This is a genomic window from Ammoniphilus resinae (assembly GCF_017873965.1).
Taxonomy (GTDB): Bacteria; Bacillota; Bacilli; order Aneurinibacillales; family RAOX-1; genus Ammoniphilus_A; species Ammoniphilus_A resinae.
In genome coordinates this window covers 64,503-84,672 of sequence record NZ_JAGGKT010000003.1, presented here as the reverse complement: position 1 = coordinate 84,672, position 20,170 = coordinate 64,503, and the positions used below count along the sequence as shown (strand labels likewise).

At 42.7% G+C, this 20,170-nt stretch carries 18 protein-coding genes; all 18 read right to left on the bottom strand.

The genetic code is table 11. From position 1 onward, the window contains the following. Positions 1–105 precede the first annotated feature (105 nt). Entirely contained in the window at positions 106–2,562 is a 2,457-nt protein-coding gene (gene infB / locus J2Z37_RS07495) for a translation initiation factor IF-2 (protein WP_209809630.1), read from the bottom strand. A 10-nt stretch (positions 2,563–2,572) separates the two neighbouring features. Beyond that, positions 2,573–2,875 (bottom strand): YlxQ family RNA-binding protein, encoded by a 303-nt coding sequence (locus tag J2Z37_RS07490; protein ID WP_209809629.1) that lies wholly within the window; start codon positions 2,873–2,875, stop codon positions 2,573–2,575. Beyond that, positions 2,868–3,146 carry an RNase P modulator RnpM gene (gene rnpM / locus J2Z37_RS07485; protein ID WP_209809628.1) on the bottom strand — a complete coding sequence of 93 codons (279 nt, stop codon included), beginning with the start codon at positions 3,144–3,146 and terminating at the stop codon, positions 2,868–2,870. The genes J2Z37_RS07490 and rnpM overlap by 8 nt, the downstream gene beginning before the upstream one ends. Positions 3,147–3,163: 17 nt before the next feature. Continuing rightward, complete coding sequence (nusA, locus tag J2Z37_RS07480) at positions 3,164–4,276, bottom strand: transcription termination factor NusA (protein ID WP_209809627.1); 1,113 nt, start codon at positions 4,274–4,276, stop codon at positions 3,164–3,166. A gap of 31 nt (positions 4,277–4,307) precedes the next feature. Further along, positions 4,308–4,766 carry a ribosome maturation factor RimP gene (gene rimP / locus J2Z37_RS07475; protein ID WP_209809626.1) on the bottom strand — a complete coding sequence of 153 codons (459 nt, stop codon included), beginning with the start codon at positions 4,764–4,766 and terminating at the stop codon, positions 4,308–4,310. Positions 4,767–4,974: 208 nt separating this feature from the next. Next, positions 4,975–9,279: a PolC-type DNA polymerase III gene (locus tag J2Z37_RS07470; RefSeq protein ID WP_209809625.1), complete on the bottom strand. Its 4,305-nt coding sequence runs from the start codon at positions 9,277–9,279 to the stop codon at positions 4,975–4,977. 80 nt (positions 9,280–9,359) lie between these two features. Beyond that, the gene (locus J2Z37_RS07465) at positions 9,360–11,066 is read right to left on the bottom strand and encodes a proline--tRNA ligase (protein WP_209809624.1); all 1,707 of its coding nucleotides are present in this window, start codon (positions 11,064–11,066) and stop codon (positions 9,360–9,362) included. Positions 11,067–11,107: 41 nt separating this feature from the next. Beyond that, positions 11,108–12,346, bottom strand: coding sequence for an RIP metalloprotease RseP (rseP, locus tag J2Z37_RS07460; protein WP_209809623.1), 1,239 nt, complete (start codon positions 12,344–12,346; stop codon positions 11,108–11,110). Between the two features lie 56 nt (positions 12,347–12,402). Next, the gene (locus J2Z37_RS07455) at positions 12,403–13,551 is read right to left on the bottom strand and encodes a 1-deoxy-D-xylulose-5-phosphate reductoisomerase (protein ID WP_209809622.1); all 1,149 of its coding nucleotides are present in this window, start codon (positions 13,549–13,551) and stop codon (positions 12,403–12,405) included. Between the two features lie 22 nt (positions 13,552–13,573). Further along, the gene (locus J2Z37_RS07450; RefSeq protein ID WP_209809621.1) at positions 13,574–14,347 is read right to left on the bottom strand and encodes a phosphatidate cytidylyltransferase; all 774 of its coding nucleotides are present in this window, start codon (positions 14,345–14,347) and stop codon (positions 13,574–13,576) included. A gap of 17 nt (positions 14,348–14,364) precedes the next feature. Beyond that, positions 14,365–15,138: an undecaprenyl pyrophosphate synthase gene (locus tag J2Z37_RS07445; RefSeq protein ID WP_209809620.1), complete on the bottom strand. Its 774-nt coding sequence runs from the start codon at positions 15,136–15,138 to the stop codon at positions 14,365–14,367. A gap of 66 nt (positions 15,139–15,204) precedes the next feature. After that, positions 15,205–15,762 carry a ribosome recycling factor gene (frr, locus tag J2Z37_RS07440; protein ID WP_209809619.1) on the bottom strand — a complete coding sequence of 186 codons (558 nt, stop codon included), beginning with the start codon at positions 15,760–15,762 and terminating at the stop codon, positions 15,205–15,207. A 5-nt stretch (positions 15,763–15,767) separates the two neighbouring features. Beyond that, entirely contained in the window at positions 15,768–16,490 is a 723-nt protein-coding gene (gene pyrH / locus J2Z37_RS07435) for a UMP kinase (protein ID WP_209809618.1), read from the bottom strand. A 117-nt stretch (positions 16,491–16,607) separates the two neighbouring features. Beyond that, entirely contained in the window at positions 16,608–17,489 is an 882-nt protein-coding gene (gene tsf, locus J2Z37_RS07430; protein WP_209809617.1) for a translation elongation factor Ts, read from the bottom strand. 87 nt (positions 17,490–17,576) lie between these two features. After that, a complete protein-coding gene (rpsB, locus tag J2Z37_RS07425; protein ID WP_209809616.1) occupies positions 17,577–18,275 on the bottom strand; it encodes a 30S ribosomal protein S2 in 699 nt (232 codons plus the stop codon). Positions 18,276–18,576: 301 nt separating this feature from the next. Beyond that, positions 18,577–19,059: a chemotaxis protein CheD gene (locus J2Z37_RS07420; protein WP_209809615.1), complete on the bottom strand. Its 483-nt coding sequence runs from the start codon at positions 19,057–19,059 to the stop codon at positions 18,577–18,579. Continuing rightward, positions 19,046–19,675 carry a chemotaxis protein CheC gene (locus J2Z37_RS07415; RefSeq protein ID WP_209809614.1) on the bottom strand — a complete coding sequence of 210 codons (630 nt, stop codon included), beginning with the start codon at positions 19,673–19,675 and terminating at the stop codon, positions 19,046–19,048. The genes J2Z37_RS07420 and J2Z37_RS07415 overlap by 14 nt, the downstream gene beginning before the upstream one ends. Before the next feature lie 2 nt (positions 19,676–19,677). Beyond that, on the bottom strand, positions 19,678–20,166 hold the full coding sequence (locus tag J2Z37_RS07410; RefSeq protein ID WP_209809613.1) for a chemotaxis protein CheW: 489 nt from the start codon (positions 20,164–20,166) through the stop codon (positions 19,678–19,680). Positions 20,167–20,170 lie beyond the last annotated feature (4 nt).

Genomic DNA, 20,170 nt, shown 5'->3' with positions numbered 1-20,170 from the left:
GCTGCTTCTTGCATGTTGCAGAAAGCAGCAGATTGACCCTTTATGTTAGTTTAAACAAAATGTCTTGTGCTACTCATTTTCAGCCCAAGCATTAGCCATAAAACATTAGGTTGCTGGGATTTCTTCCATAATAAAGGCCTCAATAATATCGCCTTCTTTGATATCATTGTAACGCTCAACTGTAATCCCGCATTCGTATCCTTGCGCCACTTCCTTAGCGTCATCCTTGAAGCGTTTCAAAGTATCTAACTTCCCTTCAAAAATGACAACCCCGTCACGGATCACTCGAACACCGGAATCACGAGTAATTTTCCCTTCCGTTACATAGCATCCAGCGATATTTCCAACCTTAGAAACCTTAAATACCTGTCGAATCTCAGCCTGGCCAATGACCTTTTCCTGATAAACGGGCTCAAGCATTCCTTTCATCGCCGCTTCGATTTCTTCCATAACCTTATAGATTATGCGATGTAAACGGATATCAACACCTTGCGATTCAGCTGTTGATTTGGCATTTACGTCAGGTCTTACGTTAAACCCAATAATAATCGCGTTGGACGCAGAAGCTAAAATAACATCGGATTCTGTGATTGCTCCAACCCCAGTATGAATGATCCGAACCCTTGCACCTTCCACGTCAATTTTCTCTAAAGAGCCGCGCAAGGCTTCAACAGATCCTTGGACATCCCCTTTAATTATTACGGAAACTTCTTTAATATTGCCTTCTTTTATTTGGTTAAACAGGTCATCAAGAGAAACGCGTGCGGAAGCCCTCAATTCAACTTCACGCTTCATAGCAGCTCGCTTTTCACCAATTGAACGTGCTTTCTTCTCATCCTCGAATACCATGAATTGATCGCCAGCTTGTGGCACATCATTTAATCCGGTAATCTCGACAGGTGTCGACGGCCCAGCTTCCTTAATCCGGCGGCCCTTATCGTTAACCATTGCCCTTACACGTCCAAAAGAACTTCCAACAACAATCGGATCTCCAACGTGAAGTGTTCCATTCTGGACAAGTACAGTAGCCACTGTTCCACGTCCGCGATCAAGCTCAGCTTCAATCACAGTTCCTCTTGCCCGTTTATTTGGATTAGCTTTTAATTCCTGCACCTCGGCAACAAGCAACACCATTTCCAATAGGTCTTCTAACCCCTGTTTTTGAAGTGCAGACACTTGAACAAAGATCGTTTCCCCACCCCATGCTTCAGCGACTAAGCCGTGTTCCGTCAACTCATTCATTACACGATCGGGATTTGCTGCTGGTTTATCCATTTTATTAACCGCTACAATAATCGGTACTTTTGCCGCTTTCGCATGGTTAATGGCTTCTATCGTTTGCGGCATGACTCCGTCATCTGCGGCCACTACAAGAATAGTAAGGTCCGTTACTTGGGCGCCCCTAGCTCTCATCGTGGTGAAAGCTGCGTGTCCCGGTGTATCAAGGAAAGTAATCTTCTTATTGTTGATTTCCACTTGGTAGGCCCCGATATGTTGGGTAATTCCGCCCGCTTCCGTGGAAACTACGCTGGCTTGACGAATCGCATCAAGCAACGTCGTTTTCCCATGGTCAACGTGACCCATAATGGTAACGACAGGAGGGCGTTCTTGTAGATTAGCCGGATCATCATTCTCCTCTATGGTTTCAAATTCCAGTTCATTGATGAGAATTTTTTCTTCTACCTCAACACCGTATTCCCCAGCGATTAAAGTAATCGTATCGCCGTCCAATTCCTTATTAATGTTTGCCATGATACCCAGGAAGAGCAGTTTTTTAATGATTTCTGAAGGCTCTTTACCCAACTTTTTGGCTAGTTCTCCTACCGACATACTTTCTGTGAACACAATTTTCTCGGGCAGAGGTTTCGGTGCTCTCGGCTCTTGTTGGGGAACTTTCTTATGCTTTAGCTTATTTGAAAAATCAACTGAGTTTTTATTATCATCAAATCGCTTTGAATTCCCCTTTGATTTGACCTTCGTTTTTCCACGGGTTTCATAGTTTTCATCTTTCACAGTTTTCACTGTTTGATTTTGTGTATTTCTACTTTCCACCGAATTCCCTCTCTTTTCCTTCTCACTAGGAGATGGTCTGTTGTTAGCCCCTTGTTGATGAGATACTTTTTTACCATGTTGTTCATTTGTTCGATTGGTGTGGCCTTGATTCGTATGGTTTTGCTTTGTTTGGTTTTGATTGCGTTGGTCAGCAGACGGCTTTTGGTTTTGATTTTTATTATATGGCTGATGCTGATTTTCTCGTTTACCGGATTGCTGGTTTCCATTGGATTTTGGCCTTGGTCTTTGATTGTTTGCATGTCCTGTGGAAGGGTTCCGATCCTGTTGACCTTCCCTTTGCTGATTGGACGTTTCCCCATTTTTTTGCGGTTCAGATTTTGTCTGTGGTTTAAGGTTGTTTAAATATTGTTCAACCCTTTTCCCCACATTCGCATCTAACATACTCATGTGGTTGGCAACCTCGACATCCATCTTCTTTAACACATTGATCAATTCTTTACTAGAAATATTTATTTGTTTTGCTAATTCATATACCCTGATTTTACTCATTTGTTACCCCCTATACGTTATCCAAATGCTTTAGCAGTTCACGGGCAAACCCACCATCCTTCACCCCAACGACAACCCTCTGTTCCTTCCCTATGCAGTGACCAAGGCGATTTCTATCTGCATATAGGCGAAAAGGAATGTCATATGTTGTACATTTGTCTTGCAGCTTTTTCCTTGTATTTGCGGATGCGTCCCCGGACAAAATCACCAAAGCAACCTGTCTGTTGGCAATCGATTTGACAACTAATTCTTCACCAGTTACCAGTTTCTTCGCACGCATAGCCAACCCAAGAAATTGTTCAACTTTATTCACTTTTATCCATTCCTATCCAGTCTATTTCAAGACGATCGTAGATCTCTTCGGGAATAGACACTTCAAGAGATTTATCCAATGCTCTTCGCTTTTTCGCGAGGCTGAAACACTCTGCCTTCCTACAGATATAAGCTCCACGTCCCGAGGATTTTCCAGATGGATCAACTTTCACTTCTCCCTCAGGACTTCTCACAATCCGAATAAGTTCTTTTTTGGGGGTCATCTCTTGACAAGCCACGCATTTGCGCATTGGTACCTTTCTAGGTTTCATTCGATTCCCCGCCTTCCCTAAACATTCGTTTCATCTTGTGAAAGCTCATCCGCATCCGTATCTAACAACGAATCCTCAGGCAATTCAAGCCCTTCCTTCTTCGCTTGGGATTCACTCTTAATGTCAATTTTCCAACCTGTTAATTTCGCCGCCAGTCGGGCATTTTGACCCCTTTTCCCGATGGCGAGAGACAGTTGGAAATCTGGAACAACCACACGTGTCGCCTTTTCACTTTCGGATACATCTACCGTTAAGACCTTTGAAGGACTTAGTGCATTAGCCACATAAATTTTGGGGTCTTCAGACCATTTAACGATATCAATTTTTTCGCCTCTTAATTCATTGACAATCGTTTGCACTCGACTCCCCTTGGGCCCAACACAGGCTCCTACAGGATCTACATTTGGATCAACAGAATGAACCGCTATTTTAGAACGGTCCCCAGCTTCCCGGGCGACGGATTTAATTTCCACTACACCATCAAAGATTTCTGGCACTTCAAGTTCAAACAATCTTTTCAGTAGCCCTGGGTGGGTACGGGAAACAAAGATTTGCGGGCCTTTTGTTGTTTTTTCAACCTTAGTAATATATGCCTTGATGCGTCCACCTTGTTCAAACGTCTCCCCAGGCATTTTCTCGTTTAATGGCATAATCGCTTCGACTTTCCCGAGATCTATATAGTAATTTCTTGCATCCTGTCTTTGCACAATCCCGGTAATTATGTCATCTTCTCGATCGATAAATTCACTGAAGATAATGCCTCTTTCAGCTTCTCGAATCCGCTGAGTTACAACCTGCTTAGCAGTTTGCGCTGCAATTCTCCCGAAGTCCCTTGGGGTAACCTCAATTTCTACGATGTCTTCAAGATGAAAGTTCGGATCAATTTCTTGTGCTGCCTCTAAGGAAATTTCCAATCGTGAATCAAGCACATCTTCAACAACGGTTTTTCTTGCATAAACTTTCACTTGACCCGTTTCCCTGTTGACATCTACTCGGACATTTTGAGCCGAATTAAAATTCCGCTTATATCCGGAAATCAGGGCAGCCTCGATCGCATCAATCAAGACTTCCTTATTTATGCCTTTCTCTTTCTCTATATCATTTAAGGCTTCAATAAAATCTACGTTCATTATGCTCCTCCTTATCTGCAACTTCTCTGTGTTAAAAAACAACAGACAATCGGGCTGATTCAATTTTCTCAATTGGAATATCCAATGTTTGGCTTTCTTCTTTCACAGTAATCTGCTCTCCGTCAAAAGCCATCAAATCACCTTCAAATAAAACTGCTCCAACGATCGCTTCCTTTGTTTTCAACGAAATTCGTTTGCCTACTGCCCATTCAAAGTCCTTTGGCTTTTTCAAGGGACGTTCGATTCCTGGTGAAGATACCTCTAAAAAGTAAGCGGTTGGAATGGGATCAATTTCATCAAGCTTCTTGCTTAATTTTTCACTGACCATACCGCAATCGTCGATATCCACACCACCCTCTTTATCAATAAAAACCCGGAGGAACCAATTGCTGCCTTCCTTTATGTATTCAATATCGACCAATTCCAGTTGAACGCTATCCACAATAGGTAAAACAAGCTGTTCAACAGTATTAATCACATCTTTTGCCAATAGAACCTCCTCCTTTCTTTCGCATTCTGCCACTCAATCCACTTATCGTTTATCCAAATCATCTGATTTAGTTTTAAAGTAAAACGAAAGAGTGGGTTTCCCCACTCTGAATAGTCAAGTATCCTCAGTATTTCCAAAAAAATTATACCATAATCCTATTAAGCTAGCAACCGAACCTTCATGATTGCAAAAATCCGATGACATTAACTTAAAACAAGGAAAGTTGATTCGATTGAGGCAGCCCTTCCAGGCATCCTTGTTCCTTAAGGTAATCGAGAACCGTTTTAGAAACTTTCGACCGCTGCTGCATATCTTCAATCGATAAGAACTCACCTTGCTCTCTTGCCTCAGAAATATTGATCGCCGCGTTCGTCCCTACCCCTGGAAGGGCATTAAATGGAGGGATCAAGCCATTTCCGTCGACAAGAAATTTTGTCGCATCGGAACGGTAAAGGTCAATATTCTTAAAATGAAACCCTCGTTCACACATTTCCAAGGCTAATTCCAATACGGTGAGCAAGCTTTTTTCCTTCGGTGTCGCGTCATTACCCTTCCGCTCAATTTCTTCAATTTTGTCGGCAATCGCTGTGCTTCCTTTGACCATCAGTGGAATATCAAAATCATCAGCCCGAACGGTAAAGTATGTCGCATAATATTGGATCGGATAATGCACTTTAAAATAAGCAATTCTTACAGCCATTAATACGTAGGCTGTTGCATGCGCCTTCGGGAACATATACTTGATTTGTTTACAAGACCAAATATACCAATCCGGGACTTGGTTTTTTTTCATATCCTCTTCCATTTCTGGAGTAAGTCCTTTTCCTTTTCGCACGCTTTCCATAATTTTAAATGCTAAACTTGGCTCTAGGCCTTTATACATCAAATAAACCATGATGTCGTCACGACATCCAATAACATCTTTCAATGTACAAGTACCTTGACGAATAAGTTCTTGAGCGTTATTTAACCAAACGTCTGTACCGTGTGACAGCCCAGAAATCTGGACCAATTCGGCAAAGGTCGTCGGTTTTGTATCTTCCAGCATTTGCCGTACAAATTTGGTTCCGAACTCGGGAATTCCCAAAGTTCCTGTATTGGTCCGAATTTGTTCCGTGGTAACCCCTAAGGTCGCGGGACTGCTAAAAATCCCCATCACCAAGGGGTCATCTGTGGGAATTTCCTTCGGGTCAAGTCCAGTCAAATCCTCCAACATACGAATCACGGTCGGATCGTCATGTCCCAGGATATCCAGTTTTAAAAGATTATCATGAATGGAATGGAAGTCAAAATGCGTTGTTTTCCACTCCGAAGTTTTATCATCGGCTGGAAATTGGATCGGGCAAAAATCGTAAATATCCGTATAATTAGGGACTACAATAATCCCTCCGGGATGCTGTCCGGTTGTCCGTTTTACACCTGTGCAACCCGATGCAAGGCGAAGAATTTCTGTATTTTTTAACTGCAGTCCTTTTTCTTCCTCATACTTTTTAACATATCCATAGGCTGTTTTATCGGCAACAGTACCTATGGTTCCCGCTCGGTAAACATAGTCCTCACCAAAAAGCACTTTTGTATAATTGTGTGCACGCGGCTGGTATTCACCGGAAAAATTCAAGTCAATATCAGGAACCTTATCCCCCTTGAATCCCAAGAAAGTTTCAAAAGGAATGTCATGCCCATCCTTTTTATAAGCTTCGCCGCAATGCGGACAATTTTTATCGGGTAGATCGTAACCGCATGCTACAGAACCATCCTCGATAAATTCAGAGTGCTTGCAATGTGGGCAAATATAATGCGGGGGCAGCGGATTAACTTCAGTAATCTCCATCATGGTGGCAACAAGGGAAGAACCAACGGAACCCCGCGATCCGACTAGATATCCATCCTGCAATGATTTTTTTACCAACTGATGTGAAATATAGTAGATTACGGCAAAACCGTGCCCAATAATGCTCGCCAGTTCCTTTTCGAGACGTTTTTGCACAATATCCGGCAAGGGGCTTCCGTAAATACTTCCTGCCATCTCATAGCTCATTTCTTCCGTTTTCTCATTTACCCCGTCAATCACGGGTGTATAGAGTTTGTCTGGGATTGGTTTCACTTCTTCAATCCATTCATTCACCTGACGCGGTCCGTAAATCACAACCTCTTTTGCTACTTCCTCACCTAGATAGCTGAATTCCTGCAAAAACTCATTGGTTGTAGGAAAATGGGCATCAGGCAGTTTGTCTGGGTTCATCATACTAGCTCCGCCCAGACCCTGAATCAAAATCTGCCGATAAATTTTTTCATGTGGTTCAAGATAATGAACATTCCCGGTCGCAACCACTGGTTTGTTCAATCGACGTCCTAGCTCAACGATCTTTTGATTTATCTCTTGCAAGGCCTGTTCGTCTTTTACCAATTCCTTCTCTATTAGATGCTGGTTATAGTAGGCTGGCTGGATCTCCAAATAATCATAAAACTTCGCTACTTCTTCCGCTTCATCAAGAGACTTCTGCATCACAGTAGAAAACAGCTCGCCGCGTTCACAGCCGGAACCTATCAAAATGCCTTCCCTGTACTTCTGCAGTTCACTGCGAGGAATACGAGGGACACGATGATAGTAATTTATATGTGCCTTCGAGACCAGGATATATAGATTTCGCAATCCCTTCTGGTTCTTTGCCAGCAAAATCACGTGAAAAGGTCGCTGCCTCATCCAGTCGCCCTTCCCAATATGGTCGTTAATTCGAACTAAATCAAGAATCTCTCGTTCTTCCAAACGTAATATTAACTTCCATAACATATGTCCTGTCGCTTCCGCATCATAGACAGCCCTGTGGTGACTGACCAATTCAACTCCAAGCTTATCACAGAGTGTATTTAAACGGTGATTCTTCAATTCTGGCATAAGAAATCTGGCTAACTCCAATGTGTCGAGTACAGGGTTATCCATTTCGGGTTCACCTATTTTTTTATATCCGGCATTCAAGAACCCGATATCAAATCTTGCATTATGTGCAACCAATACGCTGTCCCCAGCAAATTCACGAAAATCTCTCAAGACCTGATCAATTTCCGGTGCGTCGACAAGCATATCATCCGTGATTCCTGTTAGGTCACGGATCGTCTTGGACAGACGCTCATGCGGGTTGGCAAATCTTTCAAAGCGGTCTATAACTTCACCATTGCACATTTTCACTGCCGCAAGTTCAATGATGGTATTATAGACAACAGACAATCCTGTCGTCTCAACGTCGAATACAACGTATGTAGCCTCTTTTAGATTTCTTTCCTGCGGCTGATAAACGATTGGAACGCCATCATCAACGATATTGGCTTCTACTCCATAGATAACCTTTATCCCAGCCTTCTGTCCGGCACTAAACGCTTCCGGAAAACTCTGTACTCCACCATGATCTGTGATTGCAATCGCCGGATGCCCCCATTTTGCAGCTTGTGCAACCAATTTTTTCACTGGGGTAATCGCATCCATGGTACTCATTGGAGTGTGCAGATGTAATTCGATTCTTTTCTCTTCGGCTGTATCTTCTCTCATCCGGGGTTTTACTTCGTTCACATCGTTGGCACTCAGCACCAATTCCCTTGAGAAGGTGTCAAACTGGACACCGCCCCGGACTTTCACCCACATTCCTTCTTTCACGGCTGACAGCATCGGAACGTCCTCTTTGTCACGTGAAAAAATCTTCACACTGATTGAATCCGTATAATCCGTCATCCGAAATGTAAGCAAGGAACGTCCACTTCGCAGTTCCCTAATTTCCGCAGCAAAGACCTGACCTTGGACAGTGATTCTCTTTTCTTCTTCTGTAATCTGCCGAAGGGGGACAGGCTCATCCTGTATTTTATAACCAATCAAAAATTCCAATTTTGCATCTGATAGCGAAGTAGCCTTGTCGTCCTTTGGTTTTTCTCTCTCGACGATCATGGCATCCATCGCCCTGGTCCGGTCCTCTTGTTCACGCTGTTCAAGGAAAGCAAGCAATTCGGCTTCATTTTCCTCGATTTTAAATTGAATTGGCAGAGACTCTCCTGTCAACTTGAAGGTTACTCCGGAAAGAAGCTTATCAATTTCTTTTTTCCTCATCATCGTCAATTCGATTTCATTGGAAACGGCAATCGTTGCCTTTCCGTTCTCGATGTATGGAGCTTTTCCTTGTAACGGAAATGTTCCTGTCTGTTGTTCATCCAACATGCTGTCAACCAGGTAGTTCCAATACTCTCCCAAAAACAGTTCCCAATTAATTTTCTGGGTATAAGAAATATAGCAATCTACTGCAGCAATATGGGCGAAGGTAGATTGTAATCTTTGAATAAAAGCGCGATAAACTAATCCAGGAAGGAGCTTCTCAAGCTGAATGATAAAAGTCCATTTCTTATTTTGTCTGCTCAGTTCCAGTCTTTCAATTCTTCCCTCTGCGAAATATTGACTTCTATACTCCTCAGGTATGTCGGTCTGTCGCAAAAGAAGTTGAAAGCGTTCCTTCTGTTCCAACCATTCCTCCATGCCCCGTCCCCATTTCTTTTTATTCTGAAAAACAACGATGAGTTCCGAATTTCCCGGAACTCACCAAAAGGTCAATCTTATTATAACTTGTTCAACATCTCTTTCAAATAGGAAACCACTTGATCAGCAGAAATTTCCACTGTTTCACCTGTTTTCCTTACTTTGCATTCCACCTTATTTTCCCCAGCCTTGGCCCCAACGATCACACGAAGCGGAATACCAATTAGATCTGCATCTTTAAACTTCACTCCTGCACGTTCTGCACGATCGTCAATGAGTACCTCAAGTCCTGCCTCTTGCAAAGAGGCATAGACTTCCTCTGCTAGTTGCCGCTGCTCATCATTTTTCACATTGACAGGAATGACATGTACATCAAACGGGGCAATGGTTTTAGGCCAGATGATCCCATGTTCATCATGGCATTGTTCAATGACTGCGGCAATGGTACGGGAAATCCCTATTCCGTAGCACCCCATGATCATCGGTTTTTCCTTTCCCTGTTCATCAAGGAAGGTCGCTTTCATCTTTTCACTATACCGAGTCCCCAATTTAAATACGTGCCCCACTTCGATTCCTCGAGCGAAATGAATCTCTCCTCCACATTGAGGACAAGCATCTCCCTCTTGTATATTTCTTAGATCGCCATACTCAGATATTTGAAAGTCGGTGCCCGCAGTCACATTGATCAGGTGGTAATCTTTCTCCCCGGCACCTACAACCGCATTAACCATATCCCTTATTGCGTGATCTGCTACCACTGTTATTTTTGCTTCAACCCCAACAGGACCAATAAATCCTACTGGAGCACCTATCACGTCCAGTACCTCTTGTTCCGTAGCAAAACGAAGGGTATTTGCATCAAACATATTTTTCAGTTTCACATCATTTAATTCATGATCCCCACGCACCAAAGCCAAAACGAATCGTTCATCAAGCTTAAACATAAGCGATTTAATCAGCTTGTCCGGATTAATGCGGAGAAAACTGACTAGTTGTTCAATGCTTTTCATATCTGGAGTGTGCACCTTCTCCATAGTGAGTGGGACTTCTGAAGAGGGTTCTCCGTTGTAATGCACAACCGCCTGTTCAAGATTTGCTGCATAATGACAGGAATCACAATAGGCAATAGTATCTTCGCCAATCTCGGAAAGAGCCATAAATTCATGAGTCCCCTTTCCCCCAATGGCCCCTGCATCTGCTTCCACTGCGCGGAAGTTCAAGCCGCAACGGGTAAAAATCTGTGTATAAGCATCATACATAGACTGATAACTTCTATCCAGCCCTTCACGATCAATATCAAAGGAGTATGCATCTTTCATCACGAATTCACGTGCACGAACAACACCAAAACGCGGTCTTACCTCATCGCGATATTTAGTCTGAATTTGAAACAAGTTCACTGGTAGTTTCTTATAGGAATTAATTCCATCTCTCGCAATGCTTGTCACTACTTCCTCATGTGTTGGGCCTAAAACAAAACTGCGCTCATGTCGATCTTTTAGTCTCATTAATTCAGGACCATAAGCTTCCCATCTGCCAGTTTCTTGCCAAAGCTCTGCTGGTTGGATAGCAGGCATGGAAATTTCCTGTGCTCCGGCACGTTCCATTTCTTCCCTTACAATATTGGTCACTTTGCGAAGTACTCTATGCCCTAAAGGCAAATAAGAATATACCCCGGAGACCAGCTGACGAATAAACCCTGCTCTTAACATTAATTGATGACTGACAATTTCCGCTTCGGAAGGTACTTCGCGAAGTGTTGGAACAAATAAATTTAACTGCCGCAAAAAACTCTCCTCCTATCAACAAGGACTGTAAACTGATTGGGTTATGAAAAGAAAAACCGTTGTATATCATTCCAAGTTATAACAAGGATTAACAACATTAAAAAGGCAAAACCAAGAAAATGGACCATCCCTTCTTTTTGCGGGTCAACGGGTCTCCCGCGGAGAGCTTCCAAAAAGAGAAAAACTAATCTTCCACCATCAAGTGCAGGAAGTGGCAACAGGTTCATAATACCCAGGTTTACACTTAGAATAGCGGACCATTTCAACAGCATGGCCACCCCTTTTTCCGCAGCTTCATAGGTATAATTAAAGATCCCAACCGGACCCGATAATTCCTCCATGGAAACTTTTCCAGTTACTAACATCCCAAGACCCTTAAAGATTAATGTTGAGAACTGCCAGGTGGTATCGGCCCCGTATTTAAGAGACAGCATAAAATCTTTGCTTAGAGGTTGATAAACCCCTACTTTCCCAACATTGTCAACGGTTTCTGTAACAAATGAAATTTCCATCGGCTTACCATTCCGCTCAAGGGAGAACGTGACTTTTTCACCAGGTGACTTGCTGACAATTGCAACAATATCCTCCCAGGTATTCACTGTCTTATTGTTAACCCTAATAATTTTATCCCCCTGCTGTAGCCCTGCCTTTTCAGCCGGTCCTCCAGGACTAATTTGTCCAAGAATCGGCTGATTGACCGGTGTGCCATAGGAAAGTGCCATGGCCGTTAAAAGAATAAAGGCAAGTATGAAATTAGCCGCAGGTCCGGCAAAAATGGCAGCCGCCCGTTGTCCAATGGTTTTACTTCCAAATTGACGATTCCATGGGGCGATTTGAACTTCTTGCCCCTGATGTACCATAATCGCCTGTGGGTGCACTTTCCACCGCTTTAATTCGCCATCCACATAGGCTTCAATAAACATTTTTTGATCGAGATCAATATTTTCAACGGAAATGATTTCCGCTTGTGGGTAATTTTTTAGGCGATCTGTATAGATCTTGGTGATCTGACCACCCTCCAGTTGGATCCCCACCTCTTGACCTGGATTCACCTTGACAACCTCCGGATCTTCCCCGGCCATCCTGACAAATCCGCCAATCGGTAAGAGGCGAAGTGTATAAGTGGTTTCGCCCCTTTTAAATGAGGAGAGCTTAGGTCCCATGCCCAAGGCAAATTCGCGGCAGAGTATGCCTGCCCGCTTTGCGAATACTAAATGCCCCAATTCGTGAAAAAATACCAAGGCACCAAATACAAGGATAATGGAAATGACCTCAAACATGACAACACACCTTTCGATTGCGATTTGAAGGTTTGGCTATGGAACAGCAAGTTTCTTTATTTATTGGGAATTTCAGCCGCCATGTGTCTTGCCCATTGATCAGCGGCCCAGATTTCCTCCAGGTTTGGATCCGGAATTGATTCATGCTTGGACAGTATGCTTTCGATAGCGGGCTCAATTTCCAAGAATGGAAACTCTCCTTTAAGAAAACGACCGACAATTATTTCATTAGCCGCATTCAGAACAGTCGGCATGGTCCCGCCACTTGTGCCGCATTGATAAGCAAGCTTTAGTGCTGGATAGCGTTCAAAATCAACAGGTGCAAAGTGCAATTCAGCCAATTTCCCCCAATCTAATGGAGGGGTATTTAAGGGGATTCTTTCCGGATAAGTCATAGCGTATTGAATCGGTACCCGCATATCAGGAGTACCTAATTGAGCCTTTAAGGCACGATCAGAAAACTCAACCATGGAATGAACAATACTTTCCCGATGGAGGATGCAATCAATTTTGGTGAATGATAACTGAAACAGCCAATGGGCCTCTATCACTTCCAGTCCTTTATTCATCATTGTAGCAGAATCAATCGTAATTTTTGCTCCCATCTGCCAATTTGGATGCTGCAATGCTGCTTCAACTGTAACATCCCGTAGTTCCTCCCGTTTTTTGTCCCGAAAAGCCCCACCAGATGCCGTAAGAATGAGGCGTTCCACGGAAGCTGAATTCTCCCCTTGAAGGCACTGAAATATTGCGGAATGTTCACTGTCAATAGGGAGAATCGGTACCCCATATTGCTTTGCCTTGCTCATTACAATATGGCCTGCAGTAACCAGTGTTTCCTTGTTGGCTAGGCCAATCGTCTTTCTTGCCTCAATCGCCTGCAATGTCGGAGCAAGACCAGCACTTCCAACAATCGCCGAAACGACAAATTGTGCCTTATCTATAGTTGCAACTTCAGTTAGTCCTTCTTCCCCGTATAAAACTTGCACACATTTCGTCGTATGCAGCTTTACCTTGGCGGCAATTTCTTCTGTGGCAACTGCAACGATCTGTGGCTGAAACTGTTCAATTTGCTGTAAGATAAGCTCCCAGTTGTATCCAGCCGCTAGCCCCACTACAGCAAATCGATCAGGATTTTCTGAAATGACATCCAAGGTTTGTTGGCCGATTGAACCGGTAGAGCCGAGAATCGATATATATAGCAAAAAAGGGCCACACCTTTCTTTTTCAAATTAAGGATAGCAAATGCAAGAGTATAAATACAAACAACAAACTGTCAAAGCGATCTAATACTCCACCATGTCCAGGCAGGATTTGACCGGAATCCTTCACATCAAATGTCCTTTTGACAGCAGATTCCACCAAATCCCCGATCTGTCCGCCGATGGAAATTGCTAATGCTAGCAGAAGCGCGAAGGGGACCGTGATTTGCGCAGAAAACATTGCAAATAGGACGACTGTTAAGACCGCAAAAACAATCGCCCCTACCGACCCCTCCACCGTTTTGTTCGGACTGATTGCAGGCCACAGCTTATGTTTACCAAACGCTTTTCCTACAAAATAAGCGGCTGTATCTGTTGTCCACACGGCAATTAGAATCACCAAAGTGAGCGTTAATCCATTCTCCATAAGTCGTGCTTCATTCATATAATGAAGGGCAACGCCTAAATAAATAGACCCCAAATACACGTAGGAAATTTCCTGGATGTTCGCCTTATTCTTGCTTAACACCACAATAACCAATAAAACAATTAATTCGACAAGCAAACTTTTACTCGTCCATCCTCCAGTCACATATACCGGTAGAAGATAGTAGATTGTAAAGATTAAACCGACAATTCCCTGTTTACTTCCTATATGTATGCGACCCATTTTTAACCATTCATAAAAACCGAACAAGCCAATGAAAAAAAGGAGGATTCCAAATGCTATTCCCCCCGCGTACACAAGTGAAAGAAATACGGCTCCTCCTATGGCACCCGTTACAATTCTTGTTTTCAAGATCCTCACTCCACCCATTATACCGCGCCATATCGGCGGTTGCGGTGCTGATAATTGTAAATGGCCTTCCATAATTCTCGCTTCGAAAAATCTGGCCAGTACACTTCACTGAAATACATTTCTGCGTAAGCCAGCTGCCAAAGCATAAAATTACTGAGTCGAACTTCACCGCTTGTTCTAATTAACAAATCAGGATCAGGTAGCCCATTCGTATATAAATAACGATTAAAAATCTCCTCAGAGATTTCTTCGATATCCACTTGCCCACACTTTACATCTCCAGCAAGTTGTTGAATCGCCTGAACGATTTCGTCGCGGCTTCCATAATTCAAAGCAAAATTGAGGATAAGTCCTGTATTGAGCTTTGTTCGCTCCTTTGCCTCTAAAACCGCTTCAACCGTAAAGGAGGGCAACTGCTCAGGATTCCCCAGCATTCTCACTTGAACATTCTGCTCAATCAATTCATCTAGTTCTGTTAAAATATATTCTTGGGGAAGTTTCATTAAGTAATCTACTTCGTCCTTCGGACGTTTCCAATTTTCCGTTGAGAATGCATACAATGTCAGCACTTTAATACCAAGATCATTGGCAGCTCGAGTGACTTCCTTAACAGCTTTCATCCCTGCTCGGTGACCGGCAACACGCGGCAGTCCTCTCTTTTTCGCCCAACGACCATTACCGTCCATAATAATTGCAACATGCTCCGGGATTAAATTGGGATCGAGTTCGAGTTCATCTTTCCCAGCCGTCAATTCTTTGCTCTGCATCCATTTGGCAATCTTACCCAACATAAGTTTTCCCCCAAAAAAAGCCAATATACACAAACCCCCATTTAACCTGGGGGATTTTTAGCAAATTTAGACTTCCATAATTTCCTTTTCTTTATCTTGTACAGTCCTATCTACTTGAGAGGTAAAGTTATCTGTTGACTTCTGCATAACATCTTGATTTCTTTTTAGATCATCTTCAGAAATCATACCATCTTTTTGCAGTTTCTTAAAGGCATCATTTGCATCCCGTCGAATATTGCGGATCGCAATCTTTGCCTCCTCACCTTCTTTTTTTACTAATTTGACGAGCTCCGCTCTTCTTTCCTCTGTCAGTGCAGGGATCATTAAGCGAATCACATTCCCATCGTTTGTTGGCGTTAATCCTAGATCAGACTTCATAATCGCCTTTTCAATAGGACCTAATTGTGTTTTATCCCAAGGCTGGATAATGATCAAACGAGGTTCTGGAACACTCACATTCGCCATTTGATTGATAGGTGTTGGTGATCCATAATAATCAACGTTTACTTTGTCCAATAAGGCTGGATTGGCTCTCCCGGCGCGAAGTGTTGACAGGTTCTTTTTCAGTGCAGAAATTGCTTTTGACATACGGTCTTCGGCATCTTTAATTACTGTTTGTGGCATTGAATTTAGCCTCCCTTCACTATTGTCCCTATTTTATCACCCATAATGGCTCTTTTAATATTACCAGACTCCATAATAGAGAAGACAACCAATGGAATATCATTATCCATACAGAGTGAAGATGCAGTTGAATCCATCACCCCAAGACCCTGATTGAGTACATCTAAGAAAGTTAAACGATCGTACTTCTTTGCATTCGGGTCAACAGATGGATCTGCGTTATAAACACCATCCACCTTATTCTTTGCCATTAAAATGACTTCTGCTTCAATTTCCGCTGCTCGCAAAGCGGCTGTCGTATCCGTAGAGAAATAAGGGTTCCCAGTACCTGCAGCAAAAATCACGACACGGTTCTTTTCTAGGTGACGGATGGCCTTCCTGCGAATATAAGGTTCCGCAACTTGTCTCATTTCGATTGAAGTCTGGACCCGTGTTGGAACACCTGCCTTCTCCAATCCATCCTGCAAGGCCATGGCATTCATCACAGTCGCAAGCATTCCCATATAATCCGCGGTCGCACGATCAATTCCTTTCGCACTGCCAGCGATGCCGCGCCAAATATTCCCCCCGCCAACTACGATGGCTACTTGCACACCAAGTTCAACGATTTCCTTAATCTGATCAGAAATAGAAGTGATCACGGTGGCATCAATTCCATATCCAAGATCACCAGCTAATGCTTCACCGCTTAACTTTAAAACGACCCTTTTAAACGCGGGTAAAGGCATAAGTTACCCTCCATCCTTAAAAATCATCTGACTTTCCATCCATTTAAAAACAATCTTCAAAAATAGGGAACACTCTGTGTTCCCTTCTTTGTACTTCTTAGCAAGTTGAAATTCTAACTACTTTTTCGTTTGAGCCATAACTTCTTCAGCAAAATTTTCTTGTCGCTTTTCCAGACCTTCTCCTACTTCATAACGAACAAAGCCAGTTACTGAAGCACCTTTTTCGCTTAACAGCTTTCCAACTTTTTTGTCGGAATCCTTAACAAAGGCTTGGTCATTCAAGCAGATTTCTTCAAAGAACTTACCAAGACGACCTTCTACCATCTTTTCTACAATGTTAGCCGGTTTCCCTTCATTAAGGGCTTGTGCCTTCAAAATTTCTTTTTCTTTTTCAATTTCATCCTGGGACACTTGATCGCGGGACACATATTTAGGGTTTACAGCAGCAATGTGCATGGCAACATCCTTAGCCAAGGACTCATCTGTTGAACCGTCCAACTGAACGATAACCCCAATTTTTCCGCCCATATGTAAATAAGATCCTAACGTACCGTTGGCTGGCTTCTCAAGCACACCAAAACGACGTAACGATAGGCGCTCACCAATGGTAGAAATTTTTTCGTTTAGATAAGTTTCCAGGGTTTTCCCATCCGTTAACTCTCCAGAAATTGCAGCTTCTACATCACTTGGACGCTTAGCAGCAATATACTCTGCAATCTCTTTCGTTAAGTTTTGGAAATCCTCATTTTTCGCAACAAAGTCAGTTTCACAGTTTACTTCAACGATTGCAGCAACCTGATCATTAATCGAAACGGTTGATAAACCTTCTGCAGCAACACGATCGGATTTTTTCGCAGCCTTGGAAATTCCTTTTTCACGAAGAATTTCAGCAGCACGTTCCATATCACCACTTGCTTCTTCAAGCGCCTTCTTACAATCCATCATTCCAGCAGAGGTTTTTTCACGAAGTTCTTTAACCATAGCAGCAGTAATAGCCATCTTAATTTCCTCCTTTATGTAATATCTCTTATCAAGAAAAAAGGGTGGCAAGGGTTTTCACACCCTCAGGCCACCCCTTTTTAGACATTAAGCAGTTGTTTGTTCACCTTGATTAGCTTCTACAATTCCGTCAGCCATCTTACCAGTTAACAACTTAACGGCACGGATTGCATCGTCATTCCCTGGGATGACGTAATCAATTTCATCTGGATCACAATTAGTATCTACAATCCCAACGATTGGGATACCTAATTTACGCGCTTCAGCAACAGCAATGCGCTCTTTGCGAGGATCAACTACGAACATAACATCCGGAAGATCGTTCATATTTTTAATTCCGCCTAAGAACTTTTCAAGACGATCTTTCTCTTTGCGAAGAAGGATAACTTCTTTCTTAGGAAGAACCTCAAAAGTACCGTCGGATTCCATAGCTTCAAGTTTATGAAGACGTTGAATTCGTTTTTGAATGGTTGAGAAGTTGGTTAATGTACCACCTAACCAACGTTGGTTAATAAAGAACATTCCGCAACGTTCTGCTTCTTCTTTCACAGAATCTTGGGCTTGTTTCTTAGTTCCGACAAAAAGAACTTTACCACCGTTAGCAGAAACTTCACGAATGAAGTTGTAAGCTTCTTCTACCTTCTTAACTGTCTTTTGTAGATCGATGATATAAATTCCGTTTCTTTCGGTGAAGATGTACTTGGCCATTTTCGGGTTCCAGCGACGAGTTTGATGTCCGAAATGAACACCAGCTTCGAGCAACTGTTTCATAGAGATTACTGCCATCTTCACAACACCTCCTCTTGGTTTTTGTTTTCCTCCGCACACCTCATCTTCAAGTCAAGACTATGCTTGGCATAGCACCCTTGGTTGAATTGATATGCGTGTGTATTTTTACACCGTTGATAACTATACCATATGTGTTTTTTAAAAGCAATAAAGAAAACTTCCATCAGAAAGGGATCTTCATCCCCCACTGATGGCTAGTTGCACTTATCCAGCATTTACGGGCAGTTGTCCCTTTATTTCAAATAGTTTTGAAGGGGCTTACTGCCCGTTAATGCAGGGCAAGCTTCATTCACAGTCATTAGAATTCTTTAACCCCGTTATTTACCGAACGAACTTGCAGTACTCCTGTGGAACAATCCATTTCAATAGTTCTTCCCCAATTCCCACCTGTATCTTCACAATTCAAATGAATCCTAGCATGTCGTAAGGCTTCCTTACACGCTTCTACATTTCGGGGCCCGATTCGCATGATTTCACTAGCCGAGGAGAAAGAAAACATTTGCGCTCCGCCTGCAATCTTCGCAATAATCCTTCGCGAATCCGCACCTTTCTTTACCATATCATCAATTAATTTAGGAATGGCCGTATCGGCATATTTTGCTACATTAAGTACTCCCTTATTCAGTGTAGATGAGGGAAGCATAATATGGGCAAGTCCTCCGATTTTTGTGATTTTGTCGTAGAGTGCAACCCCTACACATGACCCTAACCCAACAGTGCGAATCCTGTCGGGGGATGAGGCAATATTCAAATCCGCCATCCCAACTTTAATGACATTCATCTAAAGGTACTCCTAAGGCACGAAATATTTTGTTTAAAGATTCAGGATCCGGCAGAAAGAAAAAGTGTCCTTCTACTTCCTTGCTCCCATCTAAAAAGCTTGTATCTATGACCATTGCATAGTCCCCCACCTGACTTAATTCAATAAGCCCGTAACTTACAATAGCCCCTGCCATGTCAATTGCAAGAGAAGGGACAGAGTGATACATATTTAACTGAGTAAAATCTATCAAAGAGGTAAGATATGAGCCGATTAATATATTCCCAATTTCCTGTAATGCGGAAAATTCCAAATCCGTAAAATTAGGAGTCTGATCATTAGTAGGAAGCAGTTCTTTAACCAGCTCCTTAGCAGAAGCTTCATTAAGGATAAAGAACATACTCCCCTGCACATCGCCATTAATATGTAATAATATAGCAACAACTACAGCATCTGGTCCCCCAACCAACTCGGTGATCTGATCAAAATGAACAATGCGCGCGTGGGGAACTTTCATATCGATATCCCTTGAAATCAATTTGGAAAGCGCAGTAGCAGCATTACCCGCACCGATGTTGCCAACTTCTTTTAAGACATCGAGATGAATTTCCCCCATCCCGTTCCATTTAATCGTCATGGTTATAATCCTTCCACCTTGGAAAGTTGGTCCATTTCTTCTAGGTTTAAAACCTTATTGAAGTTTAATAGCACAAGTAGTCGTTGATCCAATTTGGCAATGCCCTCTAGGAATTCAAACCTGACACCTTGAAAAACGTTAGGGGCTGGTTCAATAGATTGAAGAGGAATATCCAAAACGTCATTGGCAGAATCAACAATGAAACCTGCTTCCAATCCATCCAATTCAACGATGATGACACGGGATTCTTCGGTTAATTCAGCCTGCGGAAGTCCTAGACGTTCCTTAAGATCAATGATGGGGGTAACAATCCCACGAAGATTAATGACCCCTTTAACAAACTTAGGCGTACGCGGCACTTTCGTCACAGATTCCAAACGTTCAATCGATTTTACGTACTTTAACTCTACTCCATATTCCTGATCCAATAATCTAAAAACAATAATTTTCTTTTCATCTGACACCTTACATTCCCCCCTTATCCATACCATAACA